18 protein-coding genes are annotated in these 19,744 nt (G+C 43.9%); 8 read left to right on the plus strand and 10 right to left on the minus strand.

Going from position 1 to position 19,744, the window contains the following annotated elements:
• Nucleotides 1-395: 395 nt before the first annotated feature.
• Both E3K36_15965 and E3K36_15970 read right to left on the minus strand, forming a co-directional pair.
• The gene (locus E3K36_15965) at nucleotides 396-611 is read right to left on the minus strand and encodes a DUF559 domain-containing protein (GenBank protein ID MCF6156689.1); all 216 of its coding nucleotides are present in this window, start codon (nucleotides 609-611) and stop codon (nucleotides 396-398) included.
• A 231-nt stretch (nucleotides 612-842) separates the two neighbouring features.
• Nucleotides 843-1,319 (minus strand): hypothetical protein, encoded by a 477-nt coding sequence (locus tag E3K36_15970; protein ID MCF6156690.1) that lies wholly within the window; start codon nucleotides 1,317-1,319, stop codon nucleotides 843-845.
• Nucleotides 1,320-1,515: 196 nt separating this feature from the next.
• Between E3K36_15970 and E3K36_15975 the strand changes: the two genes are divergently transcribed.
• Nucleotides 1,516-1,758, plus strand: coding sequence for a type II toxin-antitoxin system MqsA family antitoxin (locus E3K36_15975; protein ID MCF6156691.1), 243 nt, complete (start codon nucleotides 1,516-1,518; stop codon nucleotides 1,756-1,758).
• Between the two features lie 109 nt (nucleotides 1,759-1,867).
• Here E3K36_15975 and E3K36_15980 read toward each other — a convergent pair whose 3' ends face one another.
• The 3 genes from E3K36_15980 to E3K36_15990 form a co-directional block, all read right to left on the minus strand.
• The gene (locus tag E3K36_15980) at nucleotides 1,868-2,185 is read right to left on the minus strand and encodes a DUF3800 domain-containing protein (protein MCF6156692.1); all 318 of its coding nucleotides are present in this window, start codon (nucleotides 2,183-2,185) and stop codon (nucleotides 1,868-1,870) included.
• Nucleotides 2,186-2,978: 793 nt separating this feature from the next.
• A complete protein-coding gene (locus E3K36_15985) occupies nucleotides 2,979-3,380 on the minus strand; it encodes a type II toxin-antitoxin system VapC family toxin (protein MCF6156693.1) in 402 nt (133 codons plus the stop codon).
• Entirely contained in the window at nucleotides 3,364-3,609 is a 246-nt protein-coding gene (locus tag E3K36_15990) for an antitoxin (GenBank protein MCF6156694.1), read from the minus strand. Before E3K36_15990 ends, E3K36_15985 begins: the two co-directional genes overlap by 17 nt.
• Before the next feature lie 497 nt (nucleotides 3,610-4,106).
• Between E3K36_15990 and E3K36_15995 the strand changes: the two genes are divergently transcribed.
• The 3 genes from E3K36_15995 (at nucleotide 4,107) to E3K36_16005 (ending at nucleotide 7,116) form a co-directional block, all read left to right on the plus strand.
• Nucleotides 4,107-5,057: a cytochrome-c peroxidase gene (locus E3K36_15995; protein ID MCF6156695.1), complete on the plus strand. Its 951-nt coding sequence runs from the start codon at nucleotides 4,107-4,109 to the stop codon at nucleotides 5,055-5,057.
• Between the two features lie 554 nt (nucleotides 5,058-5,611).
• The gene (locus E3K36_16000; protein ID MCF6156696.1) at nucleotides 5,612-6,922 is read left to right on the plus strand and encodes a phosphoribosylamine--glycine ligase; all 1,311 of its coding nucleotides are present in this window, start codon (nucleotides 5,612-5,614) and stop codon (nucleotides 6,920-6,922) included.
• Nucleotides 6,919-7,116, plus strand: coding sequence for a hypothetical protein (locus E3K36_16005; GenBank protein MCF6156697.1), 198 nt, complete (start codon nucleotides 6,919-6,921; stop codon nucleotides 7,114-7,116). Before E3K36_16000 ends, E3K36_16005 begins: the two co-directional genes overlap by 4 nt.
• Here the strand turns inward: E3K36_16005 and E3K36_16010 are convergent.
• A complete protein-coding gene (locus tag E3K36_16010; protein ID MCF6156698.1) occupies nucleotides 7,105-8,031 on the minus strand; it encodes a radical SAM protein in 927 nt (308 codons plus the stop codon). The two genes, E3K36_16005 and E3K36_16010, sit on opposite strands and share 12 nt — an antisense overlap.
• Nucleotides 8,032-8,797: 766 nt before the next feature.
• Between E3K36_16010 and E3K36_16015 the strand changes: the two genes are divergently transcribed.
• Together E3K36_16015 and E3K36_16020 are read left to right on the plus strand one after the other, a co-directional pair.
• Nucleotides 8,798-8,995, plus strand: a complete 198-nt coding sequence (locus tag E3K36_16015) for a hypothetical protein (protein ID MCF6156699.1) — start codon at nucleotides 8,798-8,800, stop codon at nucleotides 8,993-8,995.
• Nucleotides 8,995-9,384 (plus strand): hypothetical protein, encoded by a 390-nt coding sequence (locus tag E3K36_16020; GenBank protein MCF6156700.1) that lies wholly within the window; start codon nucleotides 8,995-8,997, stop codon nucleotides 9,382-9,384. The genes E3K36_16015 and E3K36_16020 overlap by 1 nt, the downstream gene beginning before the upstream one ends.
• Before the next feature lie 182 nt (nucleotides 9,385-9,566).
• Here the strand turns inward: E3K36_16020 and E3K36_16025 are convergent, their stop codons facing one another.
• From E3K36_16025 to E3K36_16040, 4 genes are all read right to left on the minus strand, one after another.
• Entirely contained in the window at nucleotides 9,567-10,058 is a 492-nt protein-coding gene (locus E3K36_16025; GenBank protein ID MCF6156701.1) for a helix-turn-helix domain-containing protein, read from the minus strand.
• Between the two features lie 1,622 nt (nucleotides 10,059-11,680).
• Nucleotides 11,681-12,253, minus strand: coding sequence for an MBL fold metallo-hydrolase (locus E3K36_16030; protein MCF6156702.1), 573 nt, complete (start codon nucleotides 12,251-12,253; stop codon nucleotides 11,681-11,683).
• A gap of 237 nt (nucleotides 12,254-12,490) precedes the next feature.
• The gene (locus E3K36_16035) at nucleotides 12,491-13,144 is read right to left on the minus strand and encodes a pentapeptide repeat-containing protein (GenBank protein MCF6156703.1); all 654 of its coding nucleotides are present in this window, start codon (nucleotides 13,142-13,144) and stop codon (nucleotides 12,491-12,493) included.
• Nucleotides 13,145-13,186: 42 nt separating this feature from the next.
• Nucleotides 13,187-13,693 carry a hypothetical protein gene (locus E3K36_16040; protein ID MCF6156704.1) on the minus strand — a complete coding sequence of 169 codons (507 nt, stop codon included), beginning with the start codon at nucleotides 13,691-13,693 and terminating at the stop codon, nucleotides 13,187-13,189.
• A 657-nt stretch (nucleotides 13,694-14,350) separates the two neighbouring features.
• Between E3K36_16040 and E3K36_16045 the strand changes: the two genes are divergently transcribed.
• Together E3K36_16045 and E3K36_16050 are read left to right on the plus strand one after the other, a co-directional pair.
• Nucleotides 14,351-16,165, plus strand: a complete 1,815-nt coding sequence (locus E3K36_16045) for an ATP-binding cassette domain-containing protein (GenBank protein MCF6156705.1) — start codon at nucleotides 14,351-14,353, stop codon at nucleotides 16,163-16,165.
• A gap of 684 nt (nucleotides 16,166-16,849) precedes the next feature.
• Nucleotides 16,850-19,537: a formate dehydrogenase subunit alpha gene (locus tag E3K36_16050; GenBank protein ID MCF6156706.1), complete on the plus strand. Its 2,688-nt coding sequence runs from the start codon at nucleotides 16,850-16,852 to the stop codon at nucleotides 19,535-19,537.
• The last annotated feature ends 207 nt before the right edge of the window (nucleotides 19,538-19,744 follow it).

Genomic DNA, 19,744 nt, shown 5'->3' on the forward strand with positions numbered 1-19,744 from the left:
CCTTGGTTCTATTTTGGTTCTATTGAAGATATTTGATTCGTAGGAAATTATACCGTATTTGAGCCTCGTTTCATCAATAAATACTGTATATAGACAAATTTTTTCATTTGACCCAGTCTGAAAGTTTGTCCATGCCACCCTGTAACCCGCATAAATAAAATGAAAATTCCTATACAATCAAGTTATGAATAGGGTGGACTTCGTCATGAGCGCTCAACTGAACGATGCAGGGGGTTGCTTTTTTCATACCACTCTCTTAGATTTTTTCATATTACAAACATCCTAATTCAGAGTTTTCAAACGATTATGATGGGGGCATTCTTAAATCAATGTGTAGGGAGATCTGCCATTCGCCCTTTAATATTATTTCTTCAGACTTTTCTGTGGCTCTATCATTAACTTCCCCTCCCTCGATGGGAGGAGTTAGGGGAGGGTGAGTCAAGCAATGCTTTTCTTATGGCTTCCCATACTCCCTGAGTATTCTTCAAAACTTCATTATTCCAGAATCTTAGGACTTTAAAGCCTTGCCCTTCAAACCATTGATCCCTTTCGCTATCCTTTTCTTTACAATGTTGGCTTCCGTCAACCTCCACTATTATTCTTTTTTCAATTCTTAGTCACCCCCACCTTAATCCTCCCCCATCAAGGGAGAGGGAATTTTGTTATCACGATCTTCCCGTCTTTCCATGACGTAATAGGGTTGCCTGCTGTTTTATGCTTTAAGAGAGACTCTTTTACAGCTTGTTGTAAAGCCTCGTCTATTTCACTGCCATTACTGAAAAATTCATCAATACTCTTTTTTGTTTTACTCATAATATTTTTCACTAATTATAATCCATAAATCAGTTTTTACTCTGCTTGCCGGTTCCGAGCTTTATATCCAGGTGTTTGTGGCAGTCAGCGCAAGTCTGTCGCAATAGCCCGACTTGCCAGAGTACATCTTCCAGCGTGACAGCCTCATTCTTATCTCTCAAAACACCATCTATATTTTCAGATGCCGTCAGCATCGCATGGTTAAGTTCCTGATATTTGTCGTCGTCCAGTCGGGCAAATTTCGTTGTAGCGGTTTTACAGAGCGCCACGAGATTAGCGCTTGCATCGTCGTATAATTTCTGCTCTTTTTCCACTTCTTCAAAGGAGAAATAGGTCGAAAGCCGTTCCAGAACTTTATAATGCTTATCTATTTCACCCATAAGCTTTGCCAGTTCGCCTTTTTCCTTTTCTTCTCCTTTTACCGGTTCCCCTCCTGCAAAGCCATTGAAAACTGTGCAAAACAACATAACCACCAAACTTGCTAAAAACACCTTCATCAATAACATCAATTTTCTCCAACAAATAAACAAAACCGATAATTTAAAAATATCGTATCAATTAAGTTTTTTGAAATTATACCATTCAAAACTACGTCAGGAGCAACATAATTAATAGAAAACCTACAATCCCTTCTTTATTTCCGTTTGACATGCTGAAAAACATTATGTTACATTTGTTTCATGGATATCGCTGATATACGCAATGCTTTTGCTGAAAACAAATTTCGTTACACTAAACACGGTGCTGAACAATATGAATACCTGTTCTGTATGTCATGGAAAAACCATCCAGAAATATATTACCTACACTCAATGGTATCAGGGGGAATTGGTTGCAGTAGAACATGTGCCAGCTGAGGTATGTGAAAACTGTAATGAAGAATATTTTTCTCCTGAAACCGTTGATAAGCTTCAAAATACAATTGACAATCAATTTATAGCTTGATACTTGTTGAGCATGGCGAGTAAATCCTATAATGTGCCTCTGGTGCTCCCTTCCATCGGTTGGCAATGAGCCAGAGGAAATAGGCATTATAGGGGCCGCTTTTTTTGTTTCATCTTAAATACTCTGTTTCAAATCTGACCTTATCACCATAAACTTTATACCATTCCATGTCATTGTTTTCGTACTTTCTGAAAAAGTACCTTTTTATTTCTAGTGTAGTATTAATTCCTTTAAGTTCTGTTATCTGTCGTGAGTTTTTCTTTTTCTGATTCAATTTGTTTTTGAGAGTACGCCTTACTGCTTTTGTAAACTCTTTTCGTGCCATATCAGAATTACAGACTAAAAGAGTAATAACAAACTTTTTTGTTGTCTTTTTCTTACTAAAATCAAAACCAAGATCACCCGATTCATCGAGATAAATAAACATTTACTTCCTTATCTTCGGTATCATAACATTGTCCACATAACCACTATAACTCATCCCATCAATGCGAAGAACGTTACGGTAATTCCAGAGGGTGGTAATGGGGGTCAAATCTTTTTAAATGACAAATCAGCTTCGATTTTTTCGAGGAGCGCCGAAAGATTCTTGCTCCCTTTTCGTTTTTCTCTTAACCGTTTTCTTCCTTAACCAAATGAGGGACACATCCCTTTTTGAGTTCACCTTTATATCAGTAAGAAAATTCCAGGTTTTCAATATTTTGAATTTTCAAGGAATATAAAAACAGATATTTCAATGGAAAATTCGTTTGAGGAAAAACCTTACTCGCGAATGTTTGTCTTCTTGTCACGACTGCCGGGAACAATGGATCAAATATTTAAGGAATGCAATGAAAACCACTGTTCTTCTATCAATTGAATTTGAGTCCGTACCATATTAGCCTCCTGTGATTACCGTTTTGGCTCGATGATAGCAGTTTTAATCAGGCATGACGAAAGGGTATATTGTTACTTCTAAAAAGTAAACAGTCACTAACTTTTTCGACAGAAATCACAAAGTCACAAAGAAAAACATTGGTCTCTTAGTGCCTTTGTGGCAACTGTAAAATGAAACATCAAACCAGGCCTTCGGCAACTTTTCAATGTAGAGCGAAGAGCCTCTTCGCTCTACAACAGCAACTTTGAAATTCCTTAGCATCAAGCTAAACACGGACAAACAAGTTTGTCCATGCCACCCAAAAACCAGCTTAATTAACAGGGAAATTCATATTCATTAATCCTCAGACAGTCCAGTCCACAACCTTTAAGCTCTTTATACGCTTAAATTCCCTGATATTGTTAGTAATAAGGGTTACGCCGACACTCAGGGCATGCGCCCCAATCAATGTATCCAGAGAGCCGATAGGTTTACCGGTCTTTTCAAGTTGCGAACGGATTATTCCATAAGTTTCTGCCGCCTTCTCGTCAAAAGGGACAATTTCAAGAGGCAGGACAAATTCTTCAAGGGCAATTCTATTTTGTTTCTTGTGCTGACTTTTGGCAACACCGTATTGAAGTTCTGCGAGAGTAATAGAAGAGATGCCTATTTCACCTGCGGTATATTTTTTAAGATTTTCTATAATTTTCTCAGACCGGCGTTTGATGAGGTAAATACAGATATTGGTATCAAGCATGAACTTCATCAAACATTCCCTCGCGCTTTTGCGTTTCAGGCTGAGTTCTTTCACTCATAAAATCATCAGAAAATTTTTCGAGACTCTTGATAAGTGTGTCCCATATCTTTTTTTCGGGAATAAGGAGAACGATGTCCCCTTCTTTTTTAATAAAAACATGATCGCCTTTGAATCTGAACTCTTTTGGCAACCGCACAGCCTGGCTCTCGCCATTTTTAAAAAGCTTTGCCGTCTTCATATTTCACCTCCCTAATAGTATATACGATAAATATATACCGTTCATGCATGAGTTACAAGGATAAATTCAAAATGAGATATGTCTCATCGCTCATGGTTGAAGAGCGATTCTGTGGCATGTTTCTCTCTGATGTGAAAAACATGGTTCTCAGGTTTCAGTTGCCAGAGGTCAGGGGTGAACGGCAAGCTGTCAACTATCGGGCAAATGTCCAGATTAAGCGGCGCAGAGGACAATACGCATAAATGCCCTTGACAATTTTGACACAATACATCTTATTGTTTATAGGCAGTACGTTATGAGGAGTGGCACGGTTATTTGAAAAGCGGAAATAAAGAAGCACACACGCTCATTATTTACAAAAAAGGAGAATACATGAAGATTATTAAACTTGCTGCGATGACCTGTTTGTCGGTCTTTGTCGTTGTCAATGGCGTGATACCAACGGCTACGATTGCCGATGATCGCAGCGGCATATAGGGTATGGCAGAGGCGGAAGGATGCAGGGTGGCGCTGTATCAGAACGTTCAAAGGAACCTATCCAGCCAATTCGTATCAGCTTTGATTACGACACCGCAAACATAGAATTAGGAAAGAAATTGTTTTTTGAACCCAGATTGTCCAAATCCGGCTGGATCACATGCAATTCCTGCCATAATCTCTCAACGGGCGGTGTGGATAATTTGCCCACCTCAATCGGACATAAATGGATGCTTGGCCCGATAAACTCATCCACCGTCCTGAATGCAAAATTCAGTCTGGCACAATTCTGGGATGGACGTGCCAAGGACCTGAAAGAACAGGCAAAAGGTCCCATAGCCAATCCTATGGAAATGGCTTCAAACCATGAGCTTGCCGTGGGCGTATTGCAATCGATACCGGCATATGTGCACTGGTTTAAAGAAGTGTATAAAGATGATAAAATTACCATTGATAACGTCGCTGACGCTATTGCGGCATTTGAAGAGACGCTAACTACACCAAACTCAAGATTTGATGCGTGGTTAAACGGCTACGATGACAAAATTTCAGAATCGGAAAAGGAAGGATATGATCTCTTTAAGGCTAAAGGGTGTATAACCTGCCATAACGGTTTTGGTGTAGGCGGAAACTCTTTTCACAAATTTGGAGTTGCAAAACCGTACGACAAGGACACCCAGACCCTTGGCAGATACAACGTAACAAAAGAGGAAAAAGATAAATACGCGTTTAAAGTGCCCCTGCTGAGAAATATCGAATTAACAGCCCCCTATTTCCACGACGCAAGCGCATGGAGCTTGCATGAGGCAGTTAAAATCATGGCAGAATATCAGCTGGGAGGAACATTTACTGAGGATGAAACCGATAAAATTGTTGCTTTCCTGAGAACCTTAACCGGAGACCAGCCGTCTATTCTTTTTCCCATTCTGCCGCCTTCAACTACTAATACTCAGAAGCCGGATAGGAATTGATTTTGTGCTCTTATTCTGTCCCCTTTGTTCTGTGCTGTTGAATAATTGTCGAAGGAGCAGCCGGGCGAGGGGTTTTGATGGGATATTTGACATGAACAGGTTTTTGAAAAACTCCATTTAAGGTCAATAATGATTACAAAAAAACGCGTCCACCCCGTTCTTCTTGTTATTTTTCAAGTATAATCAAGTCTGTTATCTTGTTATAGGAAAGGTTAACGTTTAATATCAAATCATTGTTTCCTTTTTAAGGTTCGGGAAATACATGAAACAAATAACACACCCCCCGTCCCTCTTGATAGAGGGGAGATATGGTGACCCCTTTCCCTCCTCCATATGATTATATCGGGCGTCGGAGGTGTTCATAGTACCTTATGAGGACAAGGGACAATATAATCCTATTTGAGGAAGAGACCGTGCTTTTTCACTCTTTCCTGGCATTCAATTTAGCTGAAAAGAATTAAATACCTTGCAATGTTCTTCATTTTTATTTTATTATTTATCTACAAGAGAAAAAGCAATTTCCTATCATCTTTCTATTATCTCGTGAGGTACCATTGAACGATCAGAAAACACTTACTCCGAAGAATTTTCTCTTCGTCACCATCGACGCTTTGATTGCTGACATCGCTTGGCACGTCGCCAGGGAAGGACACAACGTTAAGTTTTACACTGAAAGCGAAGAGGACAAAGAAGTCGGCGACGGATTTGTACAAAAAGTAGACAATTGGGAAGCCGAAGTCGCCTGGGCAGATGTGATCGTCTTCGACGACGTGCTCGGACAAGGAGCTAAAGCACAACGATTACGGCAACAAGGAAAAAATGTGATCGGAGGAACACCATACACGGACAAGCTCGAAGACGATCGCACCTTTGGACAAGAAGAACTCAAAAAGTATGGCATACCCATTGTCCTCTACAAAGAGTTCACAAACTTTGAAGATGCCGTGATCTACGTCCATCAAAACCCCGGACGTTACGTCATCAAGCCAAGCGGAGAATCACAAAACACGAAAGGACTCCTCTTCGTCGGAGAAGAAGAAGACGGAAAAGACGTCATACAAGTACTCGAAGATTACAAAAAAACACTTGCGAAAAAAATACCTGTCTTCCAACTCCAAAAACGCATCACGGGAGTAGAAATCGCAGTCGGAGCATTCTTCAACGGAAAAGAATTTGTCTACCCCATCAACGTCAACTTCGAACACAAAAAACTCTTTCCGGGAAACCTCGGACCATCAACAGGAGAAATGGGAACTTCGATGTTCTGGTCAGGACCGAATAAAATCTTCAACGCAACGCTCAAAAAATTCGAACAAAAACTTACAGAAGAGCAGTACGTAGGCTATATCGACATCAACTGCATCGTGAATAATAACGGCATCTACCCACTCGAGTGGACTTCGCGCTTTGGCTACCCCACCATCAGCATACAACAAGAAGGAATGCTCACACCCATCGGAGAATTTCTCCATGGCATTGCAACAGGAAGACTCAAAGAATTCAAAACCAAGAAAGGATTCCAAATAGGCGTACGACGCGTCGTACCACCATTCCCCTTCAACGATAAAGAAACATTCAGGATCAAATCAAAGGACTCCATCATTCACTTCAAGAAAAAACCAGCAGAGGGAATACACATAGAAGACGTTAAACTCGTCAACGACGAATGGATTGTCACAGGAAACACAGGAGTCGTGCTCATCGTATGTGGAACAGGACAAACAATGAAAGAAGCACAAGCACAAGTCTACAAAAGAATCAAAAACATCATCATACCGCACGTCTACTACAGAGACGACATCGGCGAGCGATGGTTCGAAGATTCAGACAAACTCCACACCTGGGGATATTTGAGAGAAACATGAGCAGAGACCAGAAGCCCAGAGGTCAGATCCCCGAAGACAGAAGATTGCAGGCAGAAGCGGGTGGCGAATCGTGCGAAGTGGGAAATCCGGGTAGCGTAGGGAACTGGCTATCGAATAATAGAGATTGCGACTATTTTGCTGTCAAATCATTCATGTTAAAATGCCCCGTCGTCTACTCTTTTTTAAATCCGTGAGCCGATTGCCCGATAGTGTGCTTCCCTGTCACTTTCCGGAAGTGCAAGGAAGGCGTCAATTTTTGCAAGCATCGCTTGCTTGTCCTCATCTACCCTGCCGGATACCTGGACATAGTTGTTTCCATGATCGCAGGTGACAAACGTGGAAAGGTCGTGAAGCCGTTCAATCAGCAGCCTGAGTTCCAGGACGGTGCCTTCCGGGGTTTGCGGAATAAAATTACCGGTTCGTATTTCATGGAGAAGCGGGGATTCCGGTCCGGAAGACGAGTTATTGTTTTCATACGGCCACAGTCTCCTGATGCGCACGAATTCAGGTTCGGTTTCATTGATGATCCTTGCCGTCTCCTGAATGTGCCGCTGCCAATGATCCCTGCCACTCAGTCCCAGGAGTACATAAAAGGATATTTCGATGCCCGCTTCCTTAAGCCAGGCTGCTGTTTCCTTCACCATTTCAGGCGTTTGCCCTTTCCGGTGAAAGCGCAGGGTTTCGGCGTCTCCGGATTCAAGACCGATATGTAACCTGTTCAGACCTGCCTGCGCAAGCATCGTGATTGCATCTCTTTTGAATTTCCAGAGTGTCGATACCCGGGCATAACAGGTAAGCCTCTTAATCGGCAAGGCATTGCGAAGGTATCCGGCAATTTCGACAAAGGTATCAACACCTGCCTGCAGAGGGTCGGCATCACCGAAGAATGCAGTTTCCGCATCGGGATGGCGAAGTTTGAGAAGATCGATATCGCGTTTGATCTCAGCCACCGACCGAACGGAAAATCCCGGCTCTCCAAGGTAGGGATAGATGCCGCAGAAACGGCATCGGTTCCATTTACACCCCCTCGTAATACGCACGAGCAGGCTGCGCCACTCGCTTGGCGGACGAATGATCGGTATTTCAGGAACGTCGTTTCTTATACCCATGGATACGTTTTTCTAACTATAAAGGCAACTATTCATCGTACCTTTGCTCACAATCACTACGAGGGAACAAAATGTTGGTTCTGTAATCCCGAAGGGATGTCATTATTATAGCATATCGTTATACGGTTATTGTTAACCCCGTAAAGGTGGCATGGTATCATTCATTTTCGCGTTATTTCACCCCTACGGGGTTAATTATTGTGGTGTGCCTTTTCTATAATCATGTCATCCCTTTGGGATTTTCCGGTCTGTCCGTTTTTCCCTATTGGCTCTTAGCTATTCGGAGAAAACACCATCTGGCAGTTTCGCTGAATAGCCAAGTAGGGCAGGTATTACCTGCCAATTAATCTTACAATTAAAAACGATAGATACCTGAATATTTAACGTAGAAGTGGATACGATCATCACTCCAATTACAGATCTTTCATGCAAGGACTATCCTGATTGATCAATTTTGGTAGGCAGTGCCTACCCTACTTTACTAAATCTACCGCCAATCATATATAATCACAAATCAAGGTGTGACACCTTGCCCCCTGTTAGCTGCCCCCTGGACACTTTCCCCTGCCCCCTTTTTCATGCTTCCCATATCCGCACAAATTGTCCACATAAATCAAAATATATGACAGGCAATCCCTGCTCTACCCGACTGTTTGTATCCCTTATTGACTATTTCTTATTATCAAAGTAAAATTCAAATGGTTTCATGAAAAACCATTATGACGATATTAGATTTAAATCTCTTAATAATTTAAGGATGACTGTTATGCATAAATCAAATTTATTAAACGAAATCAAATTGATAGAATTAAAACTCCAGGCACTTAAAACTCAGGTGAAATCTAAAAAACCTAAAGTTAAGATTCATACTTCAGCGACTCTTTACGGTTTGATCAAAGGAAGCCAGGATATTACCCCCAAAGATATAGAAGCCGTTAAGATAAAACTAAAGGAGTCTATTTAGTGCATATAGTAACTGACACACACCCATGGGTATGGTTCCTCACAGCAAATCCTCGACTATCTTTAAAGGCAAAATCAGCATTATCTGACTCTTCCAATATCATTATCATTCCATCAATAGTCATGATGGAAATAAAATACCTTTATCACCGTAAACGTATATCACTACCCTTTGAAGAGGTCATGCAACAATGTGAAACGGCTGAAAATGTCCTTTTCCATCCAATGGACCTTTCTATTGTATCCATTGCACCCACCAGCTTTGACATCCACGACGCTATCATTGTCGGTACCGCAATCCAGTTTGCCGAAGAGCTTGGGCAAGCAGTGTCACTTGTTACCGCAGATAGTGCAATAACCGAATCTCATCTCGTTCCGGTAATATGGTAAACATTTCTTCATCTGTCAAATAGCAGACACAAGCATTCCTGTTTTTCAAAAGTTGTCAGTTGTCAGGTATCAGTTTTCAGCCTGTATCCTGTATAATCACAAATCAAGGTGTGACACCTTGCCCCCACCTTGCCCCTTGCTTTTGATACGTACCTGTTGAGCAAGAGATTCAGCGGCACGCATCATATCTTCTCTCCTGTTGGATCGAGCGGTATCTGAAGTATTTCCGAGAGTTTTTTTTGGACGTCAATAATGGTTTCTGCCTGTTTGAGTTTCTCTTTCAGTTGCAGGTTTTCTTTTTCCAGTTCAGCAATACGACAAACGGAAGGATCCATGTTTTTCGCCTTTGGACCACGATGTTTTGGGGAAAGCGCTTCCCGGGCGCCTTTCTCCTGTTGACGACGCCATGTGGTGAGGTTAGACGAGTAGAGTCCTTCACGGCGTAAAAGCGCCCCAATTTGACCCTGTGTAGTACATGCTTCCGCCTCTTGAAGGATGCGGAGTTTGTATGTTGCGGTGAATTTCCGGCGAACAGCCTTCTCGGTTACCTCAGGGTCAGGAAAATGACCGCTTTGGATTGCGCCGCCAGGGGAAACTCCAGTCGCCCTACGGGCTCCTTCCGTTTCCACAGACAGGTTATCTGTTTTCAGACTTATTGTATTACTGTTTTTCATAGTTTTTCTCCTTTACGCCCTACACTAAACTATATGGGGTAAAGTGTCCAACTATTATTGACACAGAGGGTCCCTTGCAAAATAACAAGTTTGCATAAATTGTTAAGGTTCCTCCCACTTCTGGTTGACCTATATTTATTTTGGACATGTCAGCCCCTTCGCTCCATTTCCATTACAGAAACTTCTACACTACTACGAACTGATCCGCCCCTGTGCGCTGCATTAGTACTCAAAGCCTTACAGGGCTTCTGCTTGGCTCGCTCCCTTAGCATCAACACGACAGGTTCCCAAGTTCCATATAAAAGCCCATATTTGATTCACGCCACCTCTATGCCGGTTGCCGTTTGGACAGTAAAAGGTTTCCTCCAAACTTATCCCAAAAGCACCCTAGTCCTCTGGTTTTGACAACACCGGTCTTACTTTCGACACCTCATCAGTGGTTCACTTGCGTTCGTCTCTCAAATACACACCTGACTAAATCGTTGTTTTGTCTTTTTCCACAACGCTTACCACCATGACTCTTTACCACAGCAGCTTGGGAAGGTTTGGAACCCACGCCTTTACATCGATTCCGAGAGGCCTACTCTCATCTTTTATATAGTATAAACAGCTTTGCTATTCTTCTTGGCACACTAAGGTTGAGTAAAGCGAAAACCCAACAAATCAAATTATTCATGCCTACTTTTACATCAAATTTAATCAACCGAGGAAGACGTCTTTTTTTAGTCTACTTTTACATATAAAGGATAATTTCCATGTATAACCATTTTGCATTTTTTCAATGGATGTATTAAGAACGGATATTTCAATGGAAAATTCGTTTGAGAAAATAACCCTACTTGCGAATGATTGCCTTCGTGTCCCTACTGCCGGGAACAGTGAATCAAGTATTTAAGGAATGCAATGAAAGCCCTGTTCTTCAAAATGGGCATCAAAGGTGAAAATGGTTTTTATTCCTGAATTGCGCATAATTTCGAAACTTATGCAATCAACAAATATTCTCATTTGCCAAATGCCTTTATAAGGGTAACTACTCAGCGTACTTTCGCCCACAATCACTACGAGCAAACAAAATATTGATTATGAAATCATGGAATTTATTTTGGTGGGCAGTACCACCTACTTGACTGAAGTCATGGCACGCATACGACTTATCAGACCACCACGGGTTAAACCCGCGGAGTACACCAAGAACCTCAGTTTGATTAAAAAATTGCCCCACATTTAACATCAAAAGTGATATAATATGTCAAATATGTATAGTATGCTATGCTTATATTAGTAAATATATCGTTTTTTTTGCAATCATAAAAGTTATGCCGTCAATACCTTATTCCTCTCTTCCAGCAAATCAAATTATCCGTGCCGTACTGTCATATCAGATTTAATTAGGCCTTCGGTGACATTGTTTGCGGCCACACGTAGAAGTAAATGGAAGTTAACACTGTCAGGGTGCTAAACCCTGACAGTGTTCTGATTTCAACAAACATTGAAATTCCTTTAATTCTAATCGTATGGAACTATCGTGATTGGCTGTTTTTTCGTGGTTCAATTCTTTTGATTGCAGCGTTAGGGATTATTATGCCACAAAATTTCTTTTGTATGAATACCCATACCCTCGCTTATCTGAAAAAGGGATTGGTGTATTTTTCAATACCCACGGTAGTCATGGGCCCGTGGGCAGGAAATACCATGGTCTCGTCCGGCAAGGAAAAGATGTGCTTGCGGATATGGTCGATCTGGCGTTTGGCCTCTTTTAATGAACCGGTGCCACCCACCGTACCGCAAAAAAGGGCATCACCGGTAAACACGCAACCGGACACGTAGTACGAGATGCCACACGGTGTGTGCCCCGGGATGGGGAGTGCATGAATTCGTAAATGTCCGACCTTGATGGTCTCGCCACCCCGCAACGAATGGCTGACAGTATCTACCTCCCCCTCTCCGGCATAGCTTTGTAGCTGGTAGCGGCTGGTAAACTCCGTTAACCCTTCGGTATGGTCCCAGTGGCCATGCGTAATAAAAAGATGCTGCAGTAGGATTTTTCGCTCTTTAACAAATGCCTCAATCTCTTCGCTGAAACCGCCCGGATCGATAAATGCCCCGACCCGTGTCATGGGATCGGCCACCAAATACCCGTTAATCGGGAAGCTCCCTACCGTAAAGCGTTTCAATATCAGATCGTGTATCATCATGCGATACCCAATGGACAATGTGTATATGACATACAAGCACAGAATGAGTAAATTAGCGAAAAGGCATTTCAATTACCCCCCATAATCCCCCCGTAAACGGGGGGAGACGCTTTTTGTCCCTCCTGTTTTACGAGGAGAAGAAACAGGGGGGGAGTCGCCAGTGGCCTCATTTAATGCGTTCGTGGTTCGGCAGGCTCACCATGAACGGTGTTATTTATATTGGCTCAGGAGATCCGGCTAATCATACCGAACCCGCTCCAGGTTGGCCGCCTGCTGAATGTCGGTGTCAATCCACTTCGTGTCGATAAATCTGGCCTTGTGGAATACCGATTCGTTGAGTGTGCATTTCTCAAAAGTGCAGCGGATGAAGGTTGCCGCACGGAAAATGGCCTTTTGCAAACGGCATCCCGCGAACGTTGTTTCAATAAAGACCGACGAGGGAAATCGGGCAAAGAAATAATCTTCCTCTTCAAACCGGCAGCCTTGCCACCAGGTGCCGCTCAAGGAGACCTCTCTGAGCCGGGAACCACGGAGTTTGCAGCCGGAAAAAACTGATAGGCCAAACGAACTGAGTTCTCCCTTTGTCGCCTCAAACGTACATCCGGAAAAATGACTTTCGCTAAAAAAAGAATTCCGTACTTCCAAACCTGTCCATGCGCAATCCTGATAATGTCCCTGATCACACAGGACGTGGTCAACGGAAAAATTTTGGAAACGGGTATCCTGCGCTCGGAGATAACGGCAACGCCCATCCTGCATCTTGAAGGACTGAACTGTACTACCAATCAGGCGCCGGTTAGAGAAATCCTCCTGCGTTAGGTTCAACCCGGAAAGGGTTTCCTGAATAAATATCGTTTTATCCTGATGTTGATTTTCTTCCGTATGACTCATAATTTATTGCAGAAACAGGAATCCAAAACTCCCTCTCCTTTTTCATGAAGGAGTTTTCTTTCTGCCTTTCAGATATTTCCGATACCGCTCTTCACCAACACACTCGCTTCCCACCGGGCACTTTTCAATACAACTCTCCGGCACTTCACGCTGCACCGTTTTCCCGCAAAGCTCACAGGCAAACTCATGCTCGAAACCGGCCACCGACGCCGTACTCTGCTTATGACAGTGCGGACACGTTACATCGATAATCTCCACCCTTTTTATCTTCTCCGCACCGGGACACTGAAAGATGCCAGGTTTTTTCAATCTCTCTGCAGGAGGCGGAGTATACTCCTTTATTTGCGAAATGATTTGGGTCGCCAAAATGCGAAGGGGCATACGGTGTTCTCTTCTCAAAAATTCCTGAAGCGCCTTCATGGCTTCCTGATTTCCTTTTCCAATCCTGCCAATCTCTTCAAGGGACTGCTTTACAGTCTCAGCGTTCCCATGATATAATTTCTGCAAAAACACGGTAATATCTGTGATGTTTGAGGTAAGGTCTTTCATTAATAGCACTATAGTATTGGTACGAAAATACCCCTCACCCAGACCCTCTCCCTCAAGGGGCGAGGGAGCTTTCCCTCCCTTGAGGGGATTAAGGGAAGGTGACGATTTTCATGCTCTTTTGTGAGCCTTTTGCTCATGAGGGTTTATCTTGCAAAATCTTCCCTTCCCCATTCCCCGCTTTTTCAAGAACGAGTTTCACGAGGACATGTTTTAACAAGTTATTTTACAACCCCCTTCACCCCTTTCCTAAGGGGGATTTGGTTGCAGCTTTGCTGCGTTATGTCATAATATCCTTGTTTAAGAAAAGATTCACAATTTACGTGATTAAGAACTGCAACTATTTCAACGCATGCAACACCACCGGGCGATTACCTGGAAGAGTCTCAGTGGGGCTGAAAACATGGATTGCATTTCTGTCGGTGACTGGAAAATACGGTATTTTATGCAACAGGTCAAGAGAAATTTTGGGAGATGTACAACCAATTTATTGCAAATGGGCTGCATATATTTCCCTATCTTGGATTTTAAGACATTCCGGGTAAAATTATCGTAGCATTTTTAAAAATTGGTTGCAGACAATTGCATTCCTTGTCATTATCCTTGATTCTGAGGAATTTCAATATAGAGTCGTTTGGAAATTATGTCAGGAGGATATACGTGGCATTGTTAAGCTTACAGGATGTAACGATGGGCTTTGGAAGGCCATTGTTGATCGAACATGCGAATTTGCAGATAGAACGGGGCGAAAGGGTATGCCTTCTTGGTCGCAATGGCACAGGTAAGTCTACCTTGCTCAAGCTGATCAATGGAGACCTGACTCCCGATTCAGGCGAAATTGTCAGGCAAAAGGGGCTGCACACCGCTTATCTTTCTCAGGAAATTCCCGGGGAATTACAGGGTACCGTATTCAACATCGTATCCGGCGGGTTTGAGATGCCGGATCGTAGTAAGTCTACACGGAATATCGCTCCGGAGTCGAAAAAACAGCATCAGGTCAAAAAGGTACTTTCGCAGATGCAATTAGATGCCGATGCCGAATTCAATACACTTTCGTCTGGTCTCAAACGCCGGGTGTTGCTTGCCAGGGGTCTGGTGTGTGATCCCGATATTCTGTTGCTTGACGAGCCTACCAATCATTTAGACGTTGATTCAATCAGCTGGCTGGAGGAGTTTCTCCTGCGTTACGGAGGCACGCTACTCTTTGTTACCCACGACCGTACGTTTCTGAAAAAACTGGCCACCCGCATTATTGAACTTGACCGGGGAAGGCTTTCAAGCTGGGCGTGTGATTATGAAACCTTTCTCGTGCGCAAGCAGGCAGTCCTCGATGCAGACGAGAGTCAGCAGGCCGTTTTTGACAAGAAACTGGCGCAGGAAGAGATATGGATCCGCCAGGGGATCAAGGCCAGACGTACCAGGAATGAAGGGCGTGTGCGGGCACTGGAAGATATGCGTAATGTCCGGCGGGAACGGCGCCAGGTCATGGGCACGGTGCGCATGCAGACCCAGGAAGCTGAACGATCTGGTGCCCTTGTGATAAAGGCTGAAGATGTCACCTACGGTTACGATACCAAACCGGTTATCAGCAGCTTTTCCGCAGCAATTATGCGGGGTGATAAGATCGGGATTATTGGTCCCAACGGATCGGGCAAGACCACGCTTCTGCGACTTCTGTTAGGAGAATTGGCTCCCCGGCAGGGCAATGTGCGCCATGGTACCCGTCTCAACATTACCTATTTCGACCAACTCCGCGCTCAATTGAAAGAGGATAAATCAGTTTTTGATAATGTCGGGGATGGAAACGACATCATCATCTTTAACGGCAAACCACGGCATGTTATCGGTTATTTGCAGGATTTTCTGTTTTCCCCGGATCGTGTATGCATACCAGTGAATGCCCTTTCGGGTGGGGAGCGTAACCGTCTCCTGCTGGCACGGCTATTTGCAAGGCCGTCCAATGTCCTTGTGATGGATGAACCCACGAACGATCTGGATTTAGAGACCTTAGAGCTTTTAGAAGAATGGCTTTTAGACTATAAGGGTACTCTTCTTCTCGTCAGCCATGATCGAACCTTCCTCAATAATGTAGTAACCAGTACCTTTGTGTTTGAAGGGGAAGGAAAGGTCTGTGAGTATATTGGCGGGTATGACGATTGGCAGCGTCAGAACGAAGGAAAAAAGAAAGATGTTCCGGAGAAAATTCCGGCAAAGACAGAACCGGTGCGCAGGCAATGCGAACGGCCCCGTAAGCGCACCTTTAAGGAACAACGTGAACTTGATGCCTTGCCACAACGTATTGAAGCCCTGGAAGCAGAACAGCAGCAACTCTACCAAACCATGAGTGACCCCATGTTTTTTCAAAAGGGGAAAGACGAGATTGCGAATGTCAAGGCCAGGGCATTATCCCTGGAACGCGAATTGGCAGAAGCCTATCAACGATGGGAGACTCTGGAAAAGTTACAGAATACGTAGCTTTTTGATATTGCAAAATACCAGCTCACCTGTATAATTTATATCATTTGCTATTGAAAATATTAGTGTTTTGTGGTAAAAGTAAGTTACCGAAGGTTTACTTTAAAGTAAAGGAATTTAAAGTTGGTTATTTCCCCTTTAGAAAGAGGGGATTAAGGGGTGTGTAAATCTGCTATAACCCACCCCCAGCCCCCCTTGTTGGAGGGGGGGCTTAAAAGTTGCTGCCAAAGGCAGCATGACTAATAGTATCATCTTTTTGGAGTCTAACCTATGATCTGGAAAAATTGCAGCTCATTCAAATACGGGTGAGTGTACTTACTGAAGTGGCGGCGCCATTTCCAGGTTAAGTGGATAAGGTATAGGCTCTTACAGGATTGCCCGTAACGAACTTCCTAAAGGAGCAAGGTCTCTATATTACCTTGCTGTATACTTACCATTCCCGCAAGAAGTCTTAGCCTTCATCCATCGCAGCTTCATCTTACCAGGAAAAGATACCGTCACTTCGTCCAATAGTTAATTGGGCAATCTGTTTTCATGGTGACGCACTTCAGATATACACAGACCTCTTCTCGGTTCTTTTGCGCAAGCTCAGTCGAACGTTGAAGGGGGTGGACTGCCATTGCAAAATAATATCTTAAGTCGTCGAAGGCCTAATTTAAGGTTTTTTCAATGGAGGATGTAATCATGGTATCTTTGTTAATCGATGGGAAAAAAGTGGAGGCTGAATCTACTCAAACCATTTTACAAGCTGCACAAAAAGTGGGAATTCGTATTCCCACCTTGTGTCACGACCCACGGCTCGCCCCTTCCGGGGCCTGTCGGATGTGCGTGGTAGAGGTAGAGGGTGCGCGATCCCTGGTCGCTTCCTGTGCAACCCCTGTCTCAGAAGGAATGAAGATCTCTACCCGGAGTGAATCAGTAACACGTGCACGAAAACTCAATCTGGAGCTTATCTGGTCTAACCATCCCAATGATTGTCTGACATGCGACAAGGCAGGGGAATGCCAGCTTCAAAAATTTATGTATGAATATGATGTAAAGACCTCACGGTTTGTCGAACAAAATCCGCCCCCAACGCCAGACGATTCAAACCCCGGCATCTACCGGGATATGAACAAATGCATTCTCTGCGGAAAATGCGTCAGGATTTGTGATGAGGTTCAAAACCAGCACATCTGGGCATTTTCAAACCGCGGGATGCAAACCTCAATCGCAACGGCCTTTGAAAAACCCTTAAAAGATGCAGGTTGTGTATTTTGCGGGCACTGCGTTTCCGTATGTCCGGTAGGCGCCCTCATGGATAAACCTGCTGCAAAAAAGGGTCGCTCCTGGGAAACCAAGAAGGTGCGCACGGTTTGCAGTTACTGCGGTGTGGGGTGCAGCCTCGTGCTTCATGTGAAAGGGGGTGAAATTCTCAAGGTAACGGCCGATACCCATGATGCCCCAAATTATGGCAGTTTGTGTGTCAAGGGTCGATATGGATACGAGTTTTACAAGAGCCCGGACCGTTTAAAGTCCCCATTGATTCGAGATCGTATTGACCAGCCCTTTCGGGAGGCAAGCTGGGATGAGGCGATCAGCCTGGTAGCCGGGAAACTGATAGAGATCAAGCAGAAATATGGTGCAGATACAGTTGGATGCCTCAGTTCCTCAAGAGGTACAAACGAAGAAAATTATCTGGCTCAAAAATTTGCCCGTGCCGTGATAGGAACCAACAATATGGATAACTGTGCACGGGTATGCCACGGTCCGTCAGTAACAGGCCTTAGGGCCTCGTTAGGAAGCGGAGCGGCTACCAATTCTCTGGCTGATATTGAGGGCGCAGAAGTCCTTATCGTCAGCGGTTCCAATACCACAGAGGCACATCCTGTCGCAGCCTTAAAAATCAAAAAAGCGGTACGGCAGAACGGGGCAAAACTCATCGTAATTGATCCGCGGGAGATAGAACTCGTCCAGTACGCAACCGTGTGGTTACGTTTAAAACCGGGCACCAACGTAGCCCTTATCAACGGACTGTTGCATGTTATTTTAAAAGAAGGTCTGGAAAACAGGGAATTTATCCAGCAACGGACAGAGAACATAGACATGTTACGACAGGTAGCAGCCCAGTATACCCCTGAAAAGACAGAGGAAATTACAGGGGTACCAAAAGAGGATATCATTAAGGCTGCCAGAATTTACGCCGGCACTCGGAAGGGTATGATTGTCTACGGATTGGGAATGACCGAACATAAGGCCGGCTCTCATGGCGTCATGTCCCTGGCCAATTTGGCTTTGATTACGGGCAATGTGGGCAGACCAAATACCGGGATCAATCCGCTTCGCGGACAGAATAACGTCCAGGGTTCGTGCGATATGGGGGCATTGCCGGACGTATACAGTTGTTACCAGAAGGTAGATGATCCTGTTGCCAATAAGAAATTTTCTGAGACATGGAATTGCCAACTTCCCACAAAACCCGGCTTAAAAGAACCCCAGATGTACAGGGCTGCCCTGGCAGGAAAACTAAAAGCAATGTATATCATTGGATATGACCCCGCTGCGACACAGGCCAATATCCATCATGTGCGGTCAGCCATAAAAAAACTTGATTTCCTTGTAGTACAGGAGCTTTTTATGACGGAGACGGCAAAACTGGCCCATGTGATACTCCCCGCTGGCTGTTTCTTTGAGAAAGACGGCACCTTTACCAACGCAGAAAGAAGGGTCAGGCTGCTGAATCAAGCCATCCCATTGCCTAAGGGGACAAAACATGATTGGGAAATCATATGCCTGATAGCCAGCGCTATGGGTTATCCCATGCAGTATAACCATCCAGGAGAAATTATGAGGGAAATTGCCAGCCTTACCCCGGAGTTTGCGGGAATTGATTACGAGCGGCTTAAAGGGGATGGATTGGTTTGGCCTGTGTGGGACAAGAAACATCCTGGCACACCCATTTTGCATAAAGACACATTCACAAGGGGAAAAGGAAGGTTTAACGACCTCTTGTACACCCCTTCGGAGGAATTACCCGATGACAACTATCCTTTATATCTGACCACAGGCCGTCGCCTTTACCATTACAACAACGGCTCCATGTCATTACGAAACCCGGAAATTTATTCAATCAGTTCTGAGGAATTCGTCGAAATCCATCCCGGCGAGGCTGAAGCATTGGGAATAAAAACAGGGGATACTGTAAGGGTAAAATCAAGACGTGGTTCTTTGGAAGTAAAGGCACATGTTACACCAAAGTCTCGACCCGGGAGCGTATTCCTGTCCTTCCATTTCCCGGAAACCCCAACGAATGTTCTGACGGGTCCAGGGGAAGACCTATTGGCGCTTACCCCCGAATATAAGGTGTGTGCTGTAAAGGTAGAGAAGATTTAGTCTGCAGGCAGGGGCTAAGCATTTGCTCAAAATGCTTAGCCCTTTATCCAGATTGATAAAGGTACAATCTCATGTCTATCGAAACTTTTTAAAAATTAATTTGTTATAAAAAATGAATAATTTCTTGTTGTCTTTTTGCTAAAAAAATGTATCTTGTACAGACTTATATACCGCTTTTTAAATTCGACCTAGCGCAACCAATCAACC

It is taken from the genome of Candidatus Brocadia sp. (assembly GCA_021646415.1).
Classification (GTDB): Bacteria; Planctomycetota; Brocadiia; order Brocadiales; family Brocadiaceae; genus Brocadia.